The organism is Corynebacterium sp. ACRQK (genome assembly GCF_022345965.1).
Taxonomy (GTDB): Bacteria; Actinomycetota; Actinomycetes; order Mycobacteriales; family Mycobacteriaceae; genus Corynebacterium.
On sequence record NZ_JAKRMU010000001.1, the window covers coordinates 1 to 20,766 of the forward strand.

The following is a 20,766-nucleotide window of genomic DNA, read 5'->3' on the forward strand; positions in this document are numbered from 1 at the left end:
GTTGTTAGCGGTGGGGTCACGCCCGGTCCCTTTCCGAACCCGGAAGCTAAGCCTACCTGCGCTGATGGTACTGCACCTGGGAGGGTGTGGGAGAGTAAGTCACCGCCGGCACTAAAACTAAAGAAGTGGGGTGTGGGTCGTTGTAGCCTTTCAAAAGGTTGCAGCAACCCACACCTCATTTTTTATGCCTTTATCGCAAAGCTGCGGAAAAGTAGGCGTCATTAGTAAAAGTCAACAACATTGCGCCTCCGCAACAAGCGAAACTAGGATTGATAAGGTTCACGGGACGGGCCCTACAACCCGAAAAGACGAAGACGACGGAAGGTGTACCCCCAAGCATGGCTGAAAACTCAAGCAAAAATCGCGGACGCGGTGGCCGGCCCCAGGGGGAGGGCAAATTCCGCAACAAGGGCGGCTTCAAGCCCAACCGCGGCGGTCGCCCCAGCCGCAACTCCAACAAGAAGCGCGGCTCCAACTGGGAAACCCAGCGTGGCCCACACAGCGGCCCGCAACGGACCGGCTACCGCGAAGAGCGCCTCAACAAGCGGCTTAACGAACCAGAGGTTCCCCAGGATCTCGATCCGAAGGAGCTCGACCCTTCCGTACGCCAGGAACTCCGCAGCCTCTCCAAGGACAACGCGGACATGGTGGCAAAACACCTGATCATGGCCGCCACGCTCCTAGACGATGAGCCGGAGAAGGCGCTCGCCCACGCTCGCGCCGCCAAGGACCGCGCAGGTCGAGTCTCCGTTGCCCGCGAAACCTGCGGCATTGTTGCCTACCACGCAGGCGAGTGGAAGGAAGCCATCTCCGAGCTGCGCGCTGCTCGCCGTATGGCTGGAGGTCCCGGTTTGCTGCCCGTCCTCGCCGACGCGGAGCGCGGGCTAGGCAAGCCCGAGAAAGCCCTGGAAGTAGCCAACGACCCGCAGGCCGACAAGCTCGACGCCGAATCCAAAGCAGAGCTGGCCATCGTCGTCGCCGGCGCCCACCAGGATCTCGGCCAGTCCGACGAAGCCCTGCTGGCCCTGGAAGCTCAGCTGGACAACGCCGAGGCCCCAGACGTAACCCGGATGCGCCTGTACTACGCCTACGCAGACGCGCTTGCCACCGCCAAGCGCACGGATGAAGCGATTGACTGGTTCACTCGTGCAGGCGAAATGGATACCGAAGAGGTTCTGGACGTTCCGGATCGTCTGGCTGAACTGGGCTCGGACTCTAACGGTGCAAATCAGGACAAGGATAAGTAGCCCATGGCACACCCGCTGCTGGATAACTACGACGCTCTGCTGGCGGACCTCGACGGCACCGTGTTCTCTGGCCACACCCCGATTCCTGGCGCGGCAGAAGGCCTGGCAGGCCGCAAGGTCATGTACGTAACCAACAATGCCTCGCGCGCCCCGCAGCAGGTCGCCGAGCACCTGAACTCCATGGGCTTCCCGGCGAAGGCGGAAGAGGTAGTTACCTCCGCCATGGCCGCCTGCGACCTGGGAAAGCGCTACATCGCCGAGTGCAGTATCGAGCAGCCAATTGCATACGTTATCGGCCACGATTCCTTTAAGCAGTTGGTGGCCGACGCCGGTTTCGAGCTTACGGAGACCGCCGACGACCAGCCGCATGTTGTTTTCCACGGCCACAGCCCGGACAACAACTGGGCACGCCTCTCCGAGGGCGCCCTGGCCATCCAGCGCGGCGCCCGCTACTTTGCCTCCAACTTGGATACGACCTTGCCCTCCGAGCGTGGTTTTCTGGTCGGCAACGGTTCTATGGTCGCAGCCGTGACTTCCGCCACGGGAGTCACTCCCGAATCCGCTGGTAAGCCTGGCCCCGCCATGTTCGAGGTCGCCGCCCGCCGCGTCGGTTCTACGAAGCCCCTGGCCGTCGGCGATCGTCTGGATACCGACATCGCAGGTGGTAACGCCGCGGGGATGGACACGCTCTGCACCGTCACTGGGGTGTCTACCCACACCGATATTATTGACGCCCCTTCGTCCCACCGACCCAAGTTCATTGCGGGTAACCTACGCGACCACCTGCCCGGCTGGTCCGCGAGCGTGGACGAGGGAACAGCTCGCATCCGCGTGACCGCCGGCGAGCTGGGAGACGTGGAAGTCATGGCCGCCGAAGCGCTGGCCGTGGCTGCGCCGCTGGCGTGGAAGCTGATCGACGACCCGGAGATCCCGCAGATCACTAGGGCTGAGAACATCGACTTTGTAGGAGCAGACGCGCAGGCCATGGAGGCCCTGGGAGGTTGGAAGTAAGTGGGCGAGGGGCAACCGAAACCTTCGATGCTGTCGGGGGACAGTAGGCGTCAACAAGAAGAGCTGGCACAGGCCGTCGACGAGCTACTCGCGCGCGACGTCCACGGCGCCGAAGAAGCAGCAGTGCTGGAAGAAGCTCACCGGGTAGTCAACGAGGCACTCGGAGGCGAACGCTAATGGCCAAAAGAGGGCCGAAGCTGCAGCGCCTGGACGCGGAACTGGTGGCGCGGAAGATCGCCCGCAGTCGCGAGCATGCCCAGGAAATGATCAAGTCCGGGCGCGTGACCGTCAACGGCATGCTGGCGAAGAAGCCGGCCAGCGGCGTGGACGGGAACGTATCCATCAAGGTCGCAGAATCCGAGGACGACCGCTGGGCAAGCCGCGGCGCGCACAAGCTGCTGGGAGCACTTGAGGCTTTCGAACCGCAGGGCCTCAGCGTGGAAGGCAAAACCGTCCTGGATGCCGGAGCCTCCACCGGCGGCTTTACCGATGTGTGCCTGGATCGCGGTGCGGCGAAGGTAAAGGCAGTGGACGTGGGCTACGGCCAGTTGATCTGGCGGCTGCAGAACGACGACCGGGTGGACGTGATGGATCGCACGAACGTGCGTACCCTCACCCCCGAAAACCTTGGCGGACAGGTGGATCTGATGGTGGGGGACTTGAGCTTCATTTCTATTCGCCTGGTGCTTCCCGCGCTGTCCGCGTGCGTGATGGAAGGCGGGGATCTGCTGCCGATGGTGAAGCCGCAGTTCGAGGTCGGCAAGGATCGTCTGGGCCACGGCGGGGTGGTCCGCAGCCCCGAATTGCGTGCGGAAGTGACCCGCGAGGTGGCCGTCGAAGCGATGAAGTATGGTTTGAGTACAAAGGCCGTTGTCGCCTCTCCGCTGCCGGGGCCGAGCGGCAATGTTGAGTATTTTCTTTGGTTGGTCAAGGACAGTGCTGCGGTTTCACCTAGCATGGTTGAAGAGGCTGACTACACCGGCTTGGACGAGATGATTGCAACCGCCATTAAGGAGGGCCCGCAGTGACCACACCGGGGACTGACCACGCCGCGGATCAGGGCGCGGAATCTGGTGACAAGGGCACCGAGGCTACTTCGGGCGCGAAGACCGAGCGCGAGGTTCTACTGGTCGCGCACACCGGTGTGCACGAGAACCTAGGCCTGGCGGCGGAGGCAGCGTCGCGGCTGCAAAAGGGTGGCATCAACGTTCGCGTGATGGCCACGGCCGATCCTGCTCCGGTGGCTCGCCACGAGATTCTGGGGCGCTTCAAGCGTTTCGGCCACACCAAGGAAGCCGCCACGGGCGTGGAGATGGTGATCGTCCTGGGCGGCGATGGCACCTTCCTGCGCGCAGCTGACATTGCGCACTCCGCGGACGTACCGGTGCTGGGCATCAACATGGGCCATATCGGCTTCCTTGCCGAGTGGGAGCAGGAATCGCTGCAGGAGGCTGTGGATCGGGTGATCGACCGCGATTACCGCATTGAAGACCGCATGACCTTGTCGATCACCGCCCGCGACATGGACGGCCGTGTGCTGGGCACCGGCTGGGCACTGAACGAATGCTCTGTGGAGAACCTCAACCGCCAGGGCGTGCTAGATACGATCCTGGAGGTCGACGAGCGCCCTGTTTCTTCGTTCGGTTGTGACGGTGTTTTGGTATCGACGCCCACAGGATCCACCGCCTACGCCTTCAGTGCAGGTGGCCCGGTTCTGTGGCCAGAGCTGGATGCGATTCTGGTGGTAACCAGCAACGCGCACACGCTCTTTAGCCGCCCGCTGGTGGTCTCCCCGAACTCGATGGTGGCAGTGGAGACGAACCCGTCGACTTCGCCCGCGACCGTGGTGATGGATGGTTTCCGCCAGATCCACATGCCCCCGGGAGCGCGCGTGGAGATCCGCCGCGGCCCGCAGCCGGTGCGCTGGGTGCGCCTCGATTCGGCTCCGTTTACCGACCGCCTGGTACACAAGTTCCGTCTGCCCGTGACGGGCTGGAGGGGTCCGCGCCACTAGTAATGCTGCACGAACTACACATTCGCAACCTCGGCGTGATCGAGGAGGCGACGGCGGAGTTTTCCACGGGCTTGAGCGTTGTTACCGGCGAGACCGGTGCGGGTAAGACGATGGTGGTTAGTTCCCTGCGTCTGCTTTCCGGGCACCGGGCTGATGCTTCCCGCGTGCGCAATGGCGCGGACAGGGCCAGCGTGGAGGGGATTTTCTCTGCGGATTCCGCTGCCGTGGATGAGCTGGTTGAGCAGGTCGGCGGGTATGTCGACGACGGGGAGGTCATTGCTTCCCGTACGGTGAACGCCACGGGGCGTTCGCGTGCGCACCTGGCAGGCAAGACTGTGGCTGCGGGCGTGCTGGGAGAGTTCGCGGGCCACGTCATTACGATCCACGGGCAAAACGACCAACTGCGGCTTCTGGATCCGGTGCGTCAGCTCGGTGCCTTGGATGACTACGCGGGGCTGGGGGAGAAGGTCGCCACCTACCAGGCTCGCCGCGCTGAGTGGCTGCGTTTGGATAAGGATCTGCGCCGTCGCATGGAGGCGCGCCGCGATCTGGCCCTGGAGAGCGAAACTCTGCAGCGCGCGGTGGAGGCGATAGACGAGATCGACCCGCAGCCGGGCGAGGACGTGGAGGTTAAGGCGCAGATCAAACGCCTGCAGGCCGCGGATGATATTCGCGCGGGTCTGCAACGTGCCCAGGCGGCCCTGGACGGCATGGATGGCCTGTCCGGAGATGATTTCGGCGATTCCGAAGGCGCTAGTGCCCTGGTTGGCCAGGCGACCAACGAGCTGACCAACCTGACGGATACCGAGGCGGAGGGCGGCAACCTTTCCGACCTGGCGGACCGGCTGGGCGAGGTGAGCGTGCTGCTGGCCGACATTTCCTCCGAGATCGGACAGGCACTGTTGGACGTTCCCGACCCCGACGAGCTGGACGGGCTGCTGCAGCGCCAGACCCAGCTGCGAGAGCTGCGCAAGTATGCCGTGGACGTGGATGGGGCGCTGGCGTGGCGCGATCAGGCGCGCGAGCGTCTAGAGTCCATGGACGTTTCCGATGAGGCGTTGCAGAAGCTGCAGGACGATGTCGCGGCTGCGCGGGATGCGGCGCGCGCGGTGGCTGAGGAGTTGTCTTCGGCGCGCGTGAGGGCGTCCAAAAAATTTTCGAAGGCCGTCACCGAAGAGATCCGGGGACTGCATATGTCGGCCGAGATCCGCGTTGACGTGCGGCAGCCCGGTGAGAAAGCGGATGAGAAGGCGGGCGAGCTCGGGCCGCACGGCTTCGACGAGGTGGAGTTCCAGCTGGTGCAGGGGGGCAATGTGAATCCGCTGGCGGGTTCGGCTTCCGGCGGTGAACTTTCGCGCGTGATGCTGGCGCTAGAGGTCGTGTTGGCCGCGGGAACGGAGGGCGGCCGGACGATGGTCTTCGACGAGGTCGACGCGGGCGTTGGCGGTAAAGCTGCCGTGGAGATCGGGCGCCGTCTGGCGAAGTTGGCGGTTGATAATCAGGTCATCGTCGTTACTCACTTGCCCCAGGTTGCTGCGTTTGGTGACGCCCACGTGTACGTGGCTAAGGCGACCTCCGCGGACTCGGTAACCTCCTCGGTCCGCACGCTCAGCGAGGATGAGCGGGTGGAGGAGCTGTCGCGCATGTTGGCTGGTTTGGAGTCCGAGACGGGGCGGGCTCACGCCGAAGAGCTGATAGCGATGGCTACGGAAGCGAAAGCGGAGCTGTAGAAAAAATTTTTCTGCCAGCGGGCGCGGGGGTGTGATCGGCGCTACAGTGGTGCTGTGTTAAGAGGGGGAGCGCGCACCCGCAGCGATCTGCGTGCAGTGTGTGGGGGCTAAGACGGTGAAGCGTGTAGCGGCAAGTGTGTTTCTAATTTTTTTTGGATTTGCGTTGACTGCGTGTGGCAGCGAGGGGGATGAACCTGCACTGACCGGCGCTTTTGCTGAAACTGAGGAGCAACCTACAGGCGACGGGCCTGTGGATAACTCGGGTTCGGGTGAGGCCGAAGGCGACGGCCGTATGCTAAAACCTGAGGGGCACAAGGGGATGTGGTTCGAGACCGAGCCGACGGATCCGTGGGAGCACTATGTGTGGGCATCGCAGAAGTTCGTGGGGGATCCCATAGAACTTCCGAAGCTAGAGGGGAAGGCTCCCGACGATCCGCTGGCTGGTCTGCCTGATGTGTGCAACGAGAAAGTGATCGAGCGAATGGAGGAGGTGGGGTTTGAGCGGAGAAAAGGAATGAGTTTTTCTGGATTTTCGAGATGTGGGTTCTCAGATATTGATTTCAGGGGGTATTCTGTCGGCCCCACGTTCATCTCTTTGACATACGACACGAATATTGATGAAAGAACACGGAAAGTTCAAGAACGTGAGTTAAATCCAGAAGATGATCCCCTGTTGATTGAATGGTTGGATTCAAATGAAGTGGATTGTCGTTATGGAGTGGAAGAAGATGAAATGATTGTAGGATATACAACTTTTCATTCGATAGATGATAGCTATGGCGGGAAGTATCAATGTCATGCCGTAAAGCTAGTGTGGCAGTTATTCTATAATTTGACATAAAGTAAACGGGGGGGACAATGTTAAAGTTCGATTTAGCGGCGCTGAGTAAAGTTCAAAACTCATTAACAGAAGCAAATGATGCGCTAATCACCTTTTCTGATGCTGTCAGGAGCAAAGGAGCCTATACAACGGTTCCTTCGTTGGGTTCAGCGTTCGTGCAGCACAGTACTTTCTGGTCTGGTCAGTCAGGATCAGCGATGGAAGTACTGGACATTCTTAAGTCCAATGTGAGTTGGCTGTTGGAGGTATTCTCCAACCAACTGGAAGGCTTCGACCTGCAGGAGCATTTCAGCAAACAATCCTTTGATCAGGTAAATTCCCAGGTCTCGGTCGCCGACAACAAGATGCGGAAGTTTTTTATCCCAACCCGCGATTCCCGGTCGATCGACAACCTGATGTACAACACGCCCGTGACTGTTGCGGAAGCCACGATGCCGCTTGCGTCCCTCATTTCAGCTTTCCAGGGGGATGATTCCGCGCCTCTCGCGGTCGCGGATTCTTGGGAAAATGCGGCCAAGGCGCTCAAAGACTCCATGGATAACCTCAAGAGCGCATCCACTGGCCTGGCCAGCTCCTCCGAGGGTTACTCCTTCGACACAGCCCGTGAGGCCATCGATGACGTCCACAAAACCGGGCTCGTCGTCGCCTCCAACACCACCGCAATGGCCGGCTCCGTTCGCCAGTTCCCACTCGTTCGCAGCACGAACCTGCAAGCACTTGAAACCATCCAAGCTACAACCTCGCTGATCGCCGACCCTGCGGAACGCCTACTCGCCGAACAAGCCGCCGTCGCCAACTTCGTTTCCTCGCAACTGCAGCCATCCCTAGAGATGGTGCGCCCTCCCGTCTCCAACCTCGGGGTTCCGATCGTTGGGCACTCTGGTGGAGGAACTCTGGACGCCACCACCGTCTCCGCCGCCTCCGCGCAACCGACGGTCACGCACATCAACGGCCACACGAATGCCGTTTCTCCGGCAAGCGCCACGGCGCACGGCGAGCAAGCTGCCAACGCAGCAACGAATGCACCTAAACCCACTGCAGCTCCCGCAGCCACTCACGCAGCTCCCGCGCCAGGTGGTTTGCACACCCCTGCCAACACGCCCGCACCCGTCCAACCCGCAGCGGCCACAGCAGCACCTCAGGCGCCCGGATTTGCGCCCGGAGGCATCACGTCACCGGCACAGGCGCCAACGATAGCCCCGCACCAAGCAGCCACGGCCACCGCCACTCCAACCGCTCCCGGCCAGGGCGGTACTTCCATGCCCGGGACGGAGAACCTCATCAACGCACAGAATCGCTTCGGCGCCGGAAATGGCGCAGCTGGGCGCCCCGGCGCGGTCAGTGAACTGGGAGGCAGGGGGAGCGGCCCACAGCTTCGCAACATCAGTGGAGGCGCCGGTTCCGGAAGCGGTGCAAACTCCGTCACCGGCACCCCTAAGGCAGACTTGCGAAACGTCTCCACCACGGCACCTCGCCCGAACCTCCCGGGCAGCCTGAAAGCAATCTCCAGCCCTCTCCACGCCCCTCACGGCGAGAACGCGCACGCGAACACTCCCAACTCCGGAAAGAGTGCAACCTCTGCAGTCCACGGAACCACTGGCGCAAAGGGCGGTGCTGGAGTGAAGGGCGGCGGGAACGTGGCGTCCACAGCAATGGGCAGAGGAACAAGCATCGGCCGAGCAGGCAAGGGGGAGAAGACTGGTCTGCGCGGGTCGGCGGTGACATTCGGCAAGCAGGATCGCTCGTACTTCCGCCGCATTTTCCTTAGCGGAGAGGATCCGCTGATCTCCGGGAAGAAGGCGCGTGACCGGAAGGAACGGGACGCCGACCGAGCTACTGCGCAACAGACTGTAAAGAAGGTGATTCGTTAGAGCAAAACAGCCTTTCACCGGCGCGCCTAACGCAACACAGGCCACATGAATACCACAATGGTGGGCATGATTTTCTCCCGCAGCGACCAGCCCGGAATCAACGGCGCCACCCGTGACCTCACCGGACCCAAGGGATTTACGAAGGCCAGGATCTCCGAGGGCGACATTGCCATTGTCGACGAACCCGATATCAACCGTGCTAACTGCCAAAAACTCATCGACGCGCGCGTAGCCGCCGTGGTGAACGCACAACAGTTCACCACCGGCCAGGTGCCGAACTTCGGACCGCAGATGATGCTCGACGCAGACATTTTGCTGATCGAAAACGCCGGCGAGGACCTGCTCTCCAAGGTCAAGAACGGCAAGAAGGGCCGCGTTGACGAGGGCAAGGTCTACTACGGCGACCGCTCCATCGGCGGTGGCGAATTCCTGGACATGGATACCGCCGCCACCCGCTTCGAGGACGCCCGCGAGGCGCTCGGCGACCACATGGAAGCCCTGTCTGGCAATATGTCCGAGTTCGTCCGCTCCGAGGCCCCGCTGCTGGTCGATGGTCTCGGCATCCCGGATGTCGACGTGGACATGGACGATCGGAAGGTGCTGGTGGCCAGCCCTGATGCGAACATCGAGCAGAAGCTGAAGGACCTGCGCTACTTCATGCGCGAGTATTCGCCAATCATTGTCGCTGTGGAGAACGCAGCCGACAGCCTGATGCGGGAGGGCTACCGCCCGAACGTGATCATCGGCGACCCGGAGAAGATCTCCAACGAGGCTCTGCGCTGCGGCGCCACCGTCGTGTTGCCCGCAGACCCGGACGGCCACGCGGTTGGCCTGGAACGTATCCAGGACCTCGGCGTGGGCGCCATGACTTTCCCCGCCGCCACCCAGGATCCGACCGACTTGGCGCTGCTGCTGGCCAACTACCACGGTGCATCCATGGTGGTAAGCCTCGGCGAGGCGGAGGATCTTGATCGCGTGTTCCAGCGCGCCCAGTCGCCGGAAACCCCGTCGGCTTTGATGTCCCGCCTGCGCGTTGGCCCCCGCCTGGTCGACTCCACCGCAGTGGCGGAGCTCTATCGTGTTTCCCGCTCTGGCGGCGGTTGGATCTGGGCGCTGCTGGGCATCCTGGTCGCCCTGGCCGCCATCGTTGTGATCATCGGCTTCTCTGGCGATGGATCTTTCGTGGACAACCTCGTGGACACCTGGAACAACTTCGCGCTGAGCGTGCAGGATCTGTTCAAGAAGTAACGCAGGAATAGCAGGGAGACAAGAGGCAAAAGCATGAGCAAGAACTCGAAGGGCTCCGCCGGCAGAGTGATCGCCGGCCTGGGCTTCGGCGTGGCCGTCGGCACAGCACTGGGATTTTTCGCCCTCGCCCCGAACGTGCCGGGCGGGCCTGTGGCAAAGGATTCCTCCGCCGAGCAGGAGCTAAAGAGCGAGCAAACCGCGCGCGAGAAGGCTGAGGGACAGTCCACCGCCAGCGACAAGGTCTTGGGCTCCGTCGCGGGCCCGGCGGTGCGCAACCTGTTGCGCGGTTCGTCGGTAGACCTTTTTGTGCTTCCGGACGCCGACCAGGCCAACGTCGATAGCCTCCAGCGCCTGGTCAAAATGGCCGGTGGGGAAGTCCACGGTGTGATCGAGGTGACGGAGAAGGCGCTGGACGCCAACAATGGAGACTCTCTGAAGTCCATCGCGGCGAACTCCCTGCCGGCTGGCGCGAAGCTTTCGGAAGACAAGCTGGACCCGGGTATGCACACCGGCCAGCTGCTGGGCGCAGCCCTGGGCGTAGGTGACAAGGAAGCCAGCGAATCGGACCGGGGCGTGGCCCTGGGCGCACTATCCAACGAGGACTTCATCGCTTACCAAGGAGAGGCGCCGAAGACCGCCGACCTGGCCCTGGTCGTGGGCGGGGACACTGCCGACGACAAGGACCGCGGCAACTACGGCACCAAGTTCGTCGCCGACTTCGCCGCTGGCTTGGATTCCCGCATGAAGGGCGCCGTTCTTGCCGCCCAGGCAGGCAGTGCAGAGGACGACGGCGCGGTGGGCCAGGTTCGTGCGGACCGGGCTTCGAAGGAAGCCGTTTCCACCGTGGATAACGTGGACACCGTCGCAGGTCGCATCGCCACGATTCGCGCGCTGGGCCAGCAGAAGGACGGCAAGGCGGGGCACTACGGCGCTGCTGCGAACGCGTCGGATGCTACGCCTGAATAGGCTTGTGTTAGGCTGAAACCCCGTAGATAGCGAAGTTTAAGCGTCGTTGATTCGGGAGTTACCTTGGCCACTAATTGTGCAAAGAACAGCACTAAATACATCTTCGTCACCGGCGGCGTGGCGTCCTCGCTGGGCAAGGGGCTCACAGCAGCAAGCCTGGGGCAGCTGCTGTCCTCCCGTGGTCTGCGCGTAACGATGCAGAAGCTGGATCCGTACCTGAACGTTGATCCGGGCACCATGAACCCCTTCGAGCATGGCGAAGTGTTCGTCACCGAGGACGGTGCGGAGACCGACCTCGATCTCGGCCACTACGAGCGTTTTCTGGATCGCAACCTCTCCGCCGCGGGCAACGTGACCACCGGCAAGGTGTACTCCAACGTCATCGCCAAGGAGCGCCGCGGAGAGTTCCTGGGCAAGACCGTCCAGGTGATCCCGCACATCACCGACGAAATCAAGGCCGCAGTGCTGGCCATGGGGCAGCCGGATAAGAACGGCCAGGCGCCGGACGTCGTCATCAGCGAGATCGGTGGCACCGTCGGTGACATCGAGTCCCAGCCCTTCCTGGAGGCCATCCGTCAGGTCCGTCACGAGGCCGGTCGCGAGAACATCGCCTTCATCCACGTTTCTCTGGTTCCTTACCTGGCGCCGTCGGGCGAGTTGAAGACGAAGCCGACCCAACACTCCGTCGCGGAGCTGCGCAGCATCGGTATCGTCCCGGATGCAATCGTCCTGCGCGCCGACCGTGAGGTCCCGCAGGCCATGAAGTCCAAGATCGCCCTGATGTGCGACGTGGACGAGGACGGCGTGGTTTCCTGCCCGGATGCGCCTTCCATTTATGACATCCCGAAGGTGCTGCATTCCCAGCACCTGGATAACTACATCATCCGTCGCCTGAACTTGCCGTTCCGTGACGTGGACTGGACGACCTGGGGCAACCTGCTGGAGAGCGTCCACAACCCGCAGGGCGAGGTGACCATCGGCATCGTCGGCAAGTACATCGACCTGCCGGATGCGTACCTCTCCGTCGCGGAAGCCATCCGCGCTGGCGGTTTCGGTGCCAACGTGCGTGCCAACGTGAAGTGGATCGCCTCCGACGAGTGCGAAACCGAGAAGGGCGCGGCCGAGGCTTTGAAGGATGTCGACGGTGTGGTCATCCCCGGTGGCTTCGGCAATCGCGGCATCGAGGGCAAGATCGGCGCCATCACCTACGCACGCAAGAACAAGCTGCCGCTGTTGGGCATTTGCTTGGGTCTGCAGTGCATCGTGATCGAGGCCGCGCGCACCGCGGGGCTCACCGATGCTTCTTCTACCGAGTTTGACGCCAACGCCTCCACCCCTGTGATTTCCACCATGGAGGAGCAGAAGGCGGCTGTCTCAGGCGAGGCAGACTTGGGCGGAACCATGCGTCTGGGCGCCTACCCGGCGCGTCTGGCCGAAGGCTCCCTGGTCGCTGAGATGTACGGCGCCACCGACGTCTCGGAGCGCCACCGCCACCGCTACGAGGTGAATAACGCATACCGCGAGCAGATCACCGAAGGTTCCGGCCTGCAGTTCTCCGGCACCTCCCCGGACGGCACCCTGGTGGAGTTCGTGGAGTACCCGAAGGACGTGCACCCGTACTTCGTGGCCACCCAGGCTCACCCGGAGTACAAGTCCCGCCCGACCCGCTCCCACCCGCTGTTCCAGGGGCTGGTGGACGCTGCGCTGAAGCACCAGGCTGAACGCCCCTAAACCGGCGCTCCTAATCCAGCGCTCCTACACTAGGGAGTCATGAGCAACGACAGCACCCCGTACCGCGTTGTAGATAGTGAACTGCTGCTGGACGCACCAATCATCGGCGTGCGACGCGATACCATCACCACCGCCACCGGCGAGGCGAAGCGCGAGATCGTGGAGCACTTCTCCGCAGTCGCGGTCGCCGCCGTGCGCGATAACCACGTGATGATGATCCGCCAGTACCGCCACGGCGTGGGCCGCCACTTGTGGGAGATCCCCGCCGGCCTGCTGGATCTGGTGGGGGAGGATCCCCTGGAGGCTGCCCGCCGTGAGCTGGCCGAGGAAGCTGGCCTGCGCGCCCACAACTGGCACCTGCTGGGGGATGTCGTGACCTCCCCGGGCTTCAGTGAAGAAATGTGCCGCGTCTACCTGGCCGAAGACTTGGACGATGACCTCTCCGACTTCGACTTGCCGGAGGCTGAGTTCGAGGAGGCGGAGATTGAAACCCGCTGGGTGTCCATCCCCGAAGCCATTGAGTGGGTGCAGACAGGCAAGGTGGAAAACTCCATTGCCACCATCGCCCTGCTGCACCTGGCCGCAGGCACCCGCCGGGACGTCTCCGAGGTCTTCAACTACCACTCCGGCCTCGCCGATCGCCGCTCCGCCAGCGCGGAAGCTAAGCCCGGCACGGACATGAAGTTTATCCGTTGAGCGCAGAGGCCAACCGCAAGCTCGTCACTGCCTATATCCGGCACTTAAAGACCGAGCGCGATGTGTCCGTACACACCCTGTCGAACTACCAGCGCGACCTCGATCGCTACCTGGAGTGGCTAGGGGCCAAGGCGCTGCAGGACGTCACCGCCGCGGACATCGAGGACCACCTGGTTTATCTCCGCAAGGATCTGAACCTCGCGGCATCCTCCGCCGCCCGCGGGCTGGCGGCGATCCGCGGGCTGCACTCCTTCGCCCATGCCGATGGCCGCTTGCACTTCGACGTTGCAGCGGACGTTCCCACGCCCTCGCTGGGCGGTTCCATCCCGAAGGCCCTGAGCCTGGCACAGGTAGAGGCTTTGCTGAACGCGGTGCCGGCGGGCGACGGGGCGTCCCAAATAAACATCCGCGACCGTGCGCTGCTCGAGATGCTCTACTCGACCGGCGCGCGCATCACCGAACTTCTCGACCTCGACGTTGACGACCTCGACCGGGAACAGCGCGTGCTGCTGGTGCGCGGCAAGGGTGGCAAGGAACGCATCGTGCCGCTCGGTCGCCCCGCGCTGGAGTCAGTGGAGCGCTACCTGGTGCGCGCACGGCCGAGCCTGAACAAGAAGGGCAGCCCCGCGCTGTTCCTCAACAACCGCGGGGCGCGCCTCGGCCGACAATCGGGCTTCAAGATCGTTTCGCAGGCGGCGGAGGCGGCGGGGCTAGAGCACGTTTCGCCGCACAGTCTGCGCCATAGCTTCGCCACGCACCTGTTGGAGGGCGGTGCGGATATTCGTGTGGTGCAGGAACTTCTCGGGCACGCTAGCGTGGCCACTACGCAGATTTACACCAAGGTCAGCCCTGAGCACTTGAGGGAAATTTGGGCCTCATCTCACCCCCGTACCTAGTGCGCCTGATAATCTCTAGGGTGTAATTAAAGGCTTTTTATCACAATCAAGGGAAAGGGCTTGACGGGATCGCCGATGTCACGTTCACAGTCACACGCGGATGCGTTGTTTGATAAGCCCGATCAGCGCATCGGCCTGACCGGACGACCGATCAAGGAGCTGCCGGACCCCGAGCCGTTGGACCGCCACGGCCCGGCGGCCATCATCGCGATGTGCAACCAGAAGGGCGGAGTGGGCAAGACCACCTCGACAATCAACATCGGTGCTTCGCTGGCCTCGTTCGGCCGCAAGGTGCTGCTGGTGGACCTGGACCCGCAGGGCGCACTGTCCGCAGGTCTGGGCATTAGCCACGACGAGTTGGACGTTACGGTCTACAACCTGTTGGTCGATTCTTCGGCCTCTATTCTGGACGCCATCCACTCCAGCCCCGTCGACGGTCTGGACGTCGTTCCGGCGAATATCGACCTGTCGGCTGCGGAGATCCAGCTGGTGAACGAGGTCGGCCGCGAGCAAGCCCTGGCCCGCGCGCTGCGGCCCGTGATGCGCGACTACGACTTCATCATCGTCGACTGCCAACCTTCGCTGGGTCTGCTGACGGTCAACGCGCTGAGCTGTGCGGATTCGGTGATCATTCCGGTGGAGTCCGAGTACTTTTCCCTGCGCGGCCTGGCGCTGCTGATGGACACGGTGGATAAGGTCCGCGACCGCCTGAACTTCAAGCTCGAAGTGCTGGGCATCCTGGTGACGATGTTCGACCGCCGGACCCTGCACGCCCGCGAGGTGATGGAGCGGCTGGTGGAGGCGTTCGGGGACAAGGTCTTCGACTCCGTCATCACCCGCACCGTGCGCTTCCCGGAGACCTCGGTAGCCGGCGAACCGATCAACACCTGGGCGCCGAGCTCATCTGGCGCCGTGCAGTACTCGAACCTGGCGAAGGAAGTCATTGAGCGCGTCGCTCAGCAGATCTAGCCAGCCCGTGCAGGAGCCAGCGCAGTCGGAGCAGCCGGAACAGCCGGAGATCACTGGCTTCCGGGTGGCGCTGGCTAACTTCGATGGCCCGTTCGACCTGCTGCTGCAGCTGATCCACTCCCACAAGCTGGACATCACCGAGGTCGCTCTGGCTCAAGTCACCGACGAGTTCATCGCCTACACCAAGAACTTGAGCTCCAGCGCCGAGGACCTGGACGAGGTCACGGAGTTCTTGGTGGTCGCCTCCACGCTGCTGGACCTCAAAGCAGCCCGCCTGGTGCCGCGCGGTGAGGTGGACAGCGAGGAAGATCTCGCACTGCTGGAAACCCGCGACCTGCTGTTCGCCCGCCTGCTGCAGTACCGCGCCTACAAGCAGGTGGCCGACCTTTTCGCCGACTGGCAACGAGACGCCGCCCGTGCCTACCCGGCGACCCTGTCCCTGGAGGAGCACCACGCAAACCTGCTGCCTGAGGTGAAGATCGGCAAGACCGCCGACGAGTTCGCCGAGCTGGCCGCCGCCGTGTTCCGCCCCAAGCCCGACCACGTGGACACCGGACACATCCACCAGGTCGCGGTCTCCGTGCCCGAGCAGGCCGGGCGGATCCTCAATACCCTCAAGGTCGCCGGCGAGAACTCCTGGGTGACCTTCGGTGCGCTCATCGCCGACGCGGAGCTGAACATGATCGTCGTAGGCCGCTTCCTGGCACTGTTGGAGCTGTACAAGGCCCGCGCCATCGGCATCGAGCAGCCCGAGCCGCTGCAGGACATGTCGGTGGCTTGGACCGGGCTGGATGTCGATCCAGCGGTGGTGGCGGCCAGCAACTGGGAGTAGGCGTCACAAAGAAAGAACAGAAAGGCACACACCATGAGCGATCTAAACCCCAACCCCGCGCCGCTGCCGCAGGTGTCGGTGCTGCGCAGCCGCGTGGAATCGCTGCTGCTGGTAAGCGACGAGGCAGTGACACCCACAGAGCTCGCCCGCGTGCTTTCCAACGAGGACAATGCGGTGCCAGAGGCTGAGGTGGCGCGCACCCTCCACGAGATCGCAGCGGAGTACGACGCCCGGGGAAACGGCTTTGAACTGCGTGAACATGAGGGGGCTTTCCGCTTGTACACCAGGCGCGCGAATTCGGACGTGGTGGAGGCGAAGCTGCTGGACGGCACCCAACAGCGCCTGAGCCGCGCGGCCCTGGAGACCCTCGCGGTGGTGGCCTACCGGCAGCCCGTCACGCGCAGCCAGGTGGCGGCGGTGCGCGGTGTGAACTGCGACGGCGTGATGCGCACCCTTTCCCTGCGCGGGCTGATCGCCGAGACAGGGGAGCAGGGCGGGGCGCACCTGTACTCGACGACCGAACTTTTCCTGGAACAGATCGGCATCGAATCGCTGGAGGAACTGCCGGATCTGGCGCCGCTGCTGCCGGAAGTAGACAGCATCGACAGCCTGGACAATATCGACAATTAAGCAGGTTGAGGGGTATAGTTCGGGCTGATAATTCAAGATTTTAGTTCGAAGGGCTAGAAACACCGTGGACACACCCGCTCGCCGAGACGGCACACCGGAGACCGCTCCGAAAGACATCTACCTATCCCAGGCCAAGCCCGCCAAGCGCCAGCACGTGACGGCGCAGGAGGCAGAGGCCGCCCTCAACAAGCCAGATTCGGAGAAGGCCCAGGTACGCCTGCAAAAGGTGCTCGCTTCTGCGGGCGTGGCTAGCCGCCGCATGAGCGAAAAGCTCATCGCAGCCGGTCGCGTGGAAGTAAACGGCGAAATCGTGGTGAAGATGGGCACCCGCATCGACCCGAGCGTGGACATCGTCCGCGTGGACGGCGAGCGCGTGCAGGTCAACGAAGAGATGGTCTACTTCGTGCTGAACAAGCCCCGCGGCGTGCACTCCACGATGAGCGACGACCTGGGCCGTCCGTGCGTAGGAGACCTGGTGGGTACGCGCCTGAAGGAAGGCCAGGGGCTATTCCACGTCGGCCGCCTGGACGCCCAGACCGAAGGCCTGCTGCTGCTCACCAACGACGGCGAGCTGGCCAACCGCCTAATGCACCCCAAATACGAAGTAAAGAAGACCTACATGGCCACCGTGCTGGGCGAGGCGAGCCGCAAGCTGATCCGCGAGCTGAAGGACGGCGTGGAGCTGGACGACGGCATTGCCCGCGCCGACAGCGTGCAGATCGTGGACGTGTGGCAAGGCAAGTCGCTGATCAAGGTGGAGCTGCACGAGGGGCGCAAGCACATCGTACGCCGCATGCTGAAGGAGGCCGGCTTCCCGGTGCAGGCGCTGGTACGCACCAAGATCCACACCGTGCAGCTGGGCGAGCAGAAGCCGGGCACGATCCGCGCGCTGAACCAGGCGGAACTGCAGAGCATGTACAAGAAGGTCGGGCTGTAGTTAGCCAGTAACCAGCCAGCGCAGCTAAAACAGCCGACATAAACACACAATTATTTAGGGGAACGACCTTTCTATGACGAACGCACCTTTCTACGAGCCCGGCTCCGCGCTGGATCAGCTCGCCAGCGCAAAGAACATTGAGGACGGCGGCCTGATCGTCGCCGTCGACGGCCCGAGCGGCACCGGCAAGTCCACCGTCTGCCGCCGCCTGGCCACCGCCGCGGACGCGAAATACCTGGATACCGGCGCTATGTACCGGGTGGCCACGCTGCATGTCCTGCGTCAGGGCATCGACCCTTCCGAGGAATCTGCACGCGAGGCGATCATCGCCGCCACCGCCGACCTGCCGCTGGAGATCAACGAGGATCCCACCTCCACCGAGGTGCTGCTGGACGGCACCGACGTTTCCGGCGAGATCCGCGGCCCCGAGGTCACCGCGCACGTATCCGCCGTCGCCGCCATCCCGGAAGTGCGCGAGAACCTGGTGGCCCTGCAGCGGTCTCTGGCCTTCGCCGCCGGTCGCTGCGTGGTCGAGGGCCGCGACATTGGAACTGTGGTTCTTGAGGACGCCCCAGTGAAGATCTTCATGACGGCCTCCGCCGAGGTGCGGGCCCAGCGCCGCTACGATCAGGACCTGGAAGCTGGCCGGGACGCGGATTACGAGGCTGTACTCGCGGATGTGCAGCGCCGTGATGAGGCCGATTCTTCCCGCAAGACCTCTCCGCTCCGCCCGGCAGAGGATGCCGTGATCGTGGATACCGGCGAGATGGACATCGACGAGGTGCTGGAGAAGCTGGCGCAGCTGACCCTGGCCAGCGCTAAGCCGGACAGTCTGGATTCCCCGGCAGAGCTGATCTTCCGCACCGCCGATGGCGAGGTGCTGGGGGAGTCCGACTTCTCCGCCGCCGAGTTCTCCGAGTACGACGATGACGAGTTCGACGAGGGCAACGAGTCCGGCCCCGAGGAGTTCTTCATCACCGGCCCGGACGACTTCACCCTCGAGGGCGGCGGCGACATGCCGGAATCCGACGAGGACTGGGAAGCCCTGGAGGAGGCCTTCGGCGTGCTCGGCGACGAGGAGGCCGAGCAGGAGGCCCTGTGCACCGTTGCCATCGTCGGCCGCCCGAACGTGGGCAAGTCCACCCTGGTGAACCGCTTCATCGGCCGCCGTGAGGCCGTGGTGGAGGACTTCCCGGGCGTCACCCGCGACCGCATTTCCTACCTGGGCGAGTGGTCCGGCCGCCGCTTCTGGGTGCAGGATACGGGAGGCTGGGACCCGGACGCGAAGGGTATCCACGCAGCCATCGCCCGCCAGGCGGAGACCGCAATGGAAACCGCCGACGTGATCGTCTTCGTGGTCGACTCGAAGGTCGGCATCACCTCCACCGATGAGGTCATCGCCCGCAAGTTGCAGCGCAGTAAGGTGCCCGTGATCGTGGTGGCTAATAAGTGCGATGCGGACGCGCAGCTGGGCGACGTCGCCGAATTTTGGGCGCTGGGCCTGGATAACCCGTACCCGGTGTCCGCACAGCACGGCAAGGGCGCGGCTGACGTCATGGACGAGGTGCTGCGCGTATTCCCGGAGCACCCGCGCGAGCTCTCCGTCGTTTCCGGTCCGCGTCGTGTGGCCCTGGTCGGCCGCCCGAACGTGGGCAAGTCCTCCTTGCTGAACAAGATCACGGGCGAGGAGCGCTCCGTGGTCAACAACGTTGCGGGCACCACCGTGGACCCGGTTGATTCCATCGTGGAGCTGGAGGAAAAGACCTGGAAGTTCGTGGATACCGCCGGCATTCGCAAGAAGACGAAGCACGCGCGCGGCCACGAGTTCTATGCCTCGCTGCGCACCCGCTCCGCGATCGACGCGGCGGAGGTTGCGGTCTTTCTTGTTGACGCCAGCGAGCCCATCGCCGAGCAGGACCAGCGAGTGCTTCGCATGATCCTCGACTCGGGGCGTGCCCTGGTAGTGGCCTACAACAAGTGGGACCTGGTGGATGAGGACCGTCGCGACCTGCTGGAGCGGGAGATCGAGCTGCAGCTTTCCCACGTCCCGTGGGCCCGCCGCGTGAACATTTCCGCAAAGACGGGCCGCGCGCTGCAGAAGCTGGAGCCCGCGATGATCGAGGCCTTGGAGAGCTGGGATCAGCGTATTTCTACCGGCCAGCTGAACACCTGGCTGCGCGCGGTGATTGCGGAGACCCCGCCGCCGATGCGCGGCGGCCGCCTACCACGCGTGCTGTTTGCCACTCAGGCCTCCACCAAGCCGCCGGTGATTGTGCTGTTCACCACTGGCTTCCTGGAGCACGGCTACCGCCGCTTTTTGGAGCGCAAGCTGCGTGAATCCTTCGGCTTCGAGGGCTCGCCGGTGCGCATCGCGGTGCGTGTGCGCGAGAAGAAGCGCAAGAAGTAGGCGCGAAAAGCAGGCGCTAGCGCAGCACCAGGATCCAGATAGCGATGTGGTGCAGCAGCGCCGCCAGGATCGTGGCGGCATGGAAGACCTCGTGGAACCCAAACCACCGCGGGGAGGGGTTGGGCCACTGCTTGGCGTAGATCACCGCGCCGAGGGAATACACGATCCCGCCCAGCAGCATCAGCAGGCTCACGGCTACGCCCAGCTGTTGGTAGTAGCCCACGGCGCCGATGGCAGCCAGCCAGCCGAGGGTGAGGTACGTGGTGGCATCCAGCCATCTCGGGTGATCAATCCACACCAAATTCAGTACCACTGCCGCGGTGGCAGCCAGCCAGCAGACGGCCAGGATCCATAAACCACCCGTGTTGAACCAACCCCAGCCGGTGAACCATCGCGCGCCGAAAGCGCCGACTGTCACCGGCCCGTAGGTTCCGGCGATGAAGACTGCGATCATGGCATGGTCAGCACGCCGCCAGCTGTTTACCGCGCCCTCGGAGCGCCACGGCACGCGGTGGTAAAGCGCGCTCACGGTGAGCATCCCGGCCAGGCACAGTGCGTACAGCGCCGTGGCAAAGGTCATCCAGGACAAGTGGAACTTGGAGGCCGCGACGATAGTCAGTGCAGTTCCCATTCCACCGAAATACCAGGCCGCGGCGGTGTGCAACCGTCCGCGCATATACGGACGTGGCCCGCGGTCGAACACCGGGCGAGGAGAATTCTTCGTTAGCACTTGAGTTTTA

The 20,766-nt window shown here is 63.4% G+C and carries 19 protein-coding genes and 1 rRNA gene; 19 read left to right on the forward strand and 1 reads right to left on the reverse strand.

The genetic code is table 11. The features are described 5' to 3' along the window. The 19 genes from rrf to der form a co-directional block, all read left to right on the forward strand. Positions 1–111 (forward strand): 5S ribosomal RNA (gene rrf / locus MHX63_RS00005); the annotation flags it as partial. Between the two features lie 227 nt (positions 112–338). After that, positions 339–1,247, forward strand: a complete 909-nt coding sequence (locus MHX63_RS00010) for a lipopolysaccharide assembly protein LapB (RefSeq protein WP_239386543.1) — start codon at positions 339–341, stop codon at positions 1,245–1,247. A 3-nt stretch (positions 1,248–1,250) separates the two neighbouring features. After that, positions 1,251–2,258 carry an HAD-IIA family hydrolase gene (locus MHX63_RS00015; RefSeq protein WP_239386544.1) on the forward strand — a complete coding sequence of 336 codons (1,008 nt, stop codon included), beginning with the start codon at positions 1,251–1,253 and terminating at the stop codon, positions 2,256–2,258. Next, complete coding sequence (locus MHX63_RS00020) at positions 2,259–2,435, forward strand: hypothetical protein (RefSeq protein ID WP_005294519.1); 177 nt, start codon at positions 2,259–2,261, stop codon at positions 2,433–2,435. It abuts the gene before it with no gap. Continuing rightward, entirely contained in the window at positions 2,435–3,286 is an 852-nt protein-coding gene (locus MHX63_RS00025; RefSeq protein WP_239386545.1) for a TlyA family RNA methyltransferase, read from the forward strand. The genes MHX63_RS00020 and MHX63_RS00025 overlap by 1 nt, the downstream gene beginning before the upstream one ends. Continuing rightward, a complete protein-coding gene (locus MHX63_RS00030) occupies positions 3,283–4,272 on the forward strand; it encodes an NAD kinase (protein ID WP_239386546.1) in 990 nt (329 codons plus the stop codon). Before MHX63_RS00025 ends, MHX63_RS00030 begins: the two co-directional genes overlap by 4 nt. Before the next feature lie 2 nt (positions 4,273–4,274). Further along, on the forward strand, positions 4,275–6,002 hold the full coding sequence (recN, locus tag MHX63_RS00035; RefSeq protein WP_239386548.1) for a DNA repair protein RecN: 1,728 nt from the start codon (positions 4,275–4,277) through the stop codon (positions 6,000–6,002). Positions 6,003–6,117: 115 nt separating this feature from the next. Next, complete coding sequence (locus tag MHX63_RS00040; RefSeq protein WP_239386550.1) at positions 6,118–6,843, forward strand: hypothetical protein; 726 nt, start codon at positions 6,118–6,120, stop codon at positions 6,841–6,843. A 197-nt stretch (positions 6,844–7,040) separates the two neighbouring features. Further along, positions 7,041–8,714 carry a hypothetical protein gene (locus MHX63_RS00045; protein WP_239386551.1) on the forward strand — a complete coding sequence of 558 codons (1,674 nt, stop codon included), beginning with the start codon at positions 7,041–7,043 and terminating at the stop codon, positions 8,712–8,714. Positions 8,715–8,759: 45 nt separating this feature from the next. After that, the gene (steA, locus tag MHX63_RS00050) at positions 8,760–9,962 is read left to right on the forward strand and encodes a putative cytokinetic ring protein SteA (RefSeq protein ID WP_239386553.1); all 1,203 of its coding nucleotides are present in this window, start codon (positions 8,760–8,762) and stop codon (positions 9,960–9,962) included. A 33-nt stretch (positions 9,963–9,995) separates the two neighbouring features. Beyond that, the gene (locus MHX63_RS00055) at positions 9,996–10,928 is read left to right on the forward strand and encodes a copper transporter (protein WP_239386555.1); all 933 of its coding nucleotides are present in this window, start codon (positions 9,996–9,998) and stop codon (positions 10,926–10,928) included. Positions 10,929–10,991: 63 nt separating this feature from the next. Continuing rightward, positions 10,992–12,659, forward strand: coding sequence for a CTP synthase (locus tag MHX63_RS00060; protein WP_239386556.1), 1,668 nt, complete (start codon positions 10,992–10,994; stop codon positions 12,657–12,659). A gap of 39 nt (positions 12,660–12,698) precedes the next feature. Next, complete coding sequence (locus MHX63_RS00065; protein WP_239386558.1) at positions 12,699–13,355, forward strand: NUDIX domain-containing protein; 657 nt, start codon at positions 12,699–12,701, stop codon at positions 13,353–13,355. Next, positions 13,352–14,251, forward strand: coding sequence for a site-specific tyrosine recombinase XerD (locus MHX63_RS00070; protein WP_239386560.1), 900 nt, complete (start codon positions 13,352–13,354; stop codon positions 14,249–14,251). The genes MHX63_RS00065 and MHX63_RS00070 overlap by 4 nt, the downstream gene beginning before the upstream one ends. A gap of 75 nt (positions 14,252–14,326) precedes the next feature. Further along, the gene (locus MHX63_RS00075; protein ID WP_239386562.1) at positions 14,327–15,220 is read left to right on the forward strand and encodes a ParA family protein; all 894 of its coding nucleotides are present in this window, start codon (positions 14,327–14,329) and stop codon (positions 15,218–15,220) included. A gap of 7 nt (positions 15,221–15,227) precedes the next feature. Further along, a complete protein-coding gene (locus MHX63_RS00080; protein ID WP_239387130.1) occupies positions 15,228–16,052 on the forward strand; it encodes a ScpA family protein in 825 nt (274 codons plus the stop codon). A 33-nt stretch (positions 16,053–16,085) separates the two neighbouring features. Further along, positions 16,086–16,682 carry an SMC-Scp complex subunit ScpB gene (scpB, locus tag MHX63_RS00085; RefSeq protein WP_239386563.1) on the forward strand — a complete coding sequence of 199 codons (597 nt, stop codon included), beginning with the start codon at positions 16,086–16,088 and terminating at the stop codon, positions 16,680–16,682. 64 nt (positions 16,683–16,746) lie between these two features. After that, entirely contained in the window at positions 16,747–17,619 is an 873-nt protein-coding gene (locus MHX63_RS00090; RefSeq protein ID WP_239386564.1) for a pseudouridine synthase, read from the forward strand. Positions 17,620–17,692: 73 nt separating this feature from the next. After that, positions 17,693–20,026, forward strand: coding sequence for a bifunctional cytidylate kinase/GTPase Der (der, locus tag MHX63_RS00095; RefSeq protein WP_239386565.1), 2,334 nt, complete (start codon positions 17,693–17,695; stop codon positions 20,024–20,026). Between the two features lie 16 nt (positions 20,027–20,042). Here der and MHX63_RS00100 read toward each other — a convergent pair whose 3' ends face one another. Next, positions 20,043–20,702 (reverse strand): hemolysin III family protein, encoded by a 660-nt coding sequence (locus MHX63_RS00100; RefSeq protein ID WP_255710145.1) that lies wholly within the window; start codon positions 20,700–20,702, stop codon positions 20,043–20,045. Positions 20,703–20,766: the final 64 nt, after the last annotated feature.

Coding starts and splice junctions, on each gene's coding strand:
- MHX63_RS00010 (WP_239386543.1), top strand. CDS start 339: ATGGCTGAAAACTCAAGCAAAAATCGCGGACGCGGTGGCCGGCCCCAG.
- MHX63_RS00015 (WP_239386544.1), top strand. CDS start 1,251: ATGGCACACCCGCTGCTGGATAACTACGACGCTCTGCTGGCGGACCTC.
- MHX63_RS00025 (WP_239386545.1), top strand. CDS start 2,435: ATGGCCAAAAGAGGGCCGAAGCTGCAGCGCCTGGACGCGGAACTGGTG.
- recN (WP_239386548.1), top strand. CDS start 4,275: ATGCTGCACGAACTACACATTCGCAACCTCGGCGTGATCGAGGAGGCG.
- MHX63_RS00045 (WP_239386551.1), top strand. CDS start 7,041: ATGGAAGTACTGGACATTCTTAAGTCCAATGTGAGTTGGCTGTTGGAG.
- steA (WP_239386553.1), top strand. CDS start 8,760: ATGAATACCACAATGGTGGGCATGATTTTCTCCCGCAGCGACCAGCCC.
- MHX63_RS00055 (WP_239386555.1), top strand. CDS start 9,996: ATGAGCAAGAACTCGAAGGGCTCCGCCGGCAGAGTGATCGCCGGCCTG.
- MHX63_RS00065 (WP_239386558.1), top strand. CDS start 12,699: ATGAGCAACGACAGCACCCCGTACCGCGTTGTAGATAGTGAACTGCTG.
- MHX63_RS00075 (WP_239386562.1), top strand. CDS start 14,327: ATGTCACGTTCACAGTCACACGCGGATGCGTTGTTTGATAAGCCCGAT.
- scpB (WP_239386563.1), top strand. CDS start 16,086: ATGAGCGATCTAAACCCCAACCCCGCGCCGCTGCCGCAGGTGTCGGTG.
- der (WP_239386565.1), top strand. CDS start 17,693: ATGACGAACGCACCTTTCTACGAGCCCGGCTCCGCGCTGGATCAGCTC.
- MHX63_RS00100 (WP_255710145.1), bottom strand. CDS start 20,702: ATGCGCGGACGGTTGCACACCGCCGCGGCCTGGTATTTCGGTGGAATG.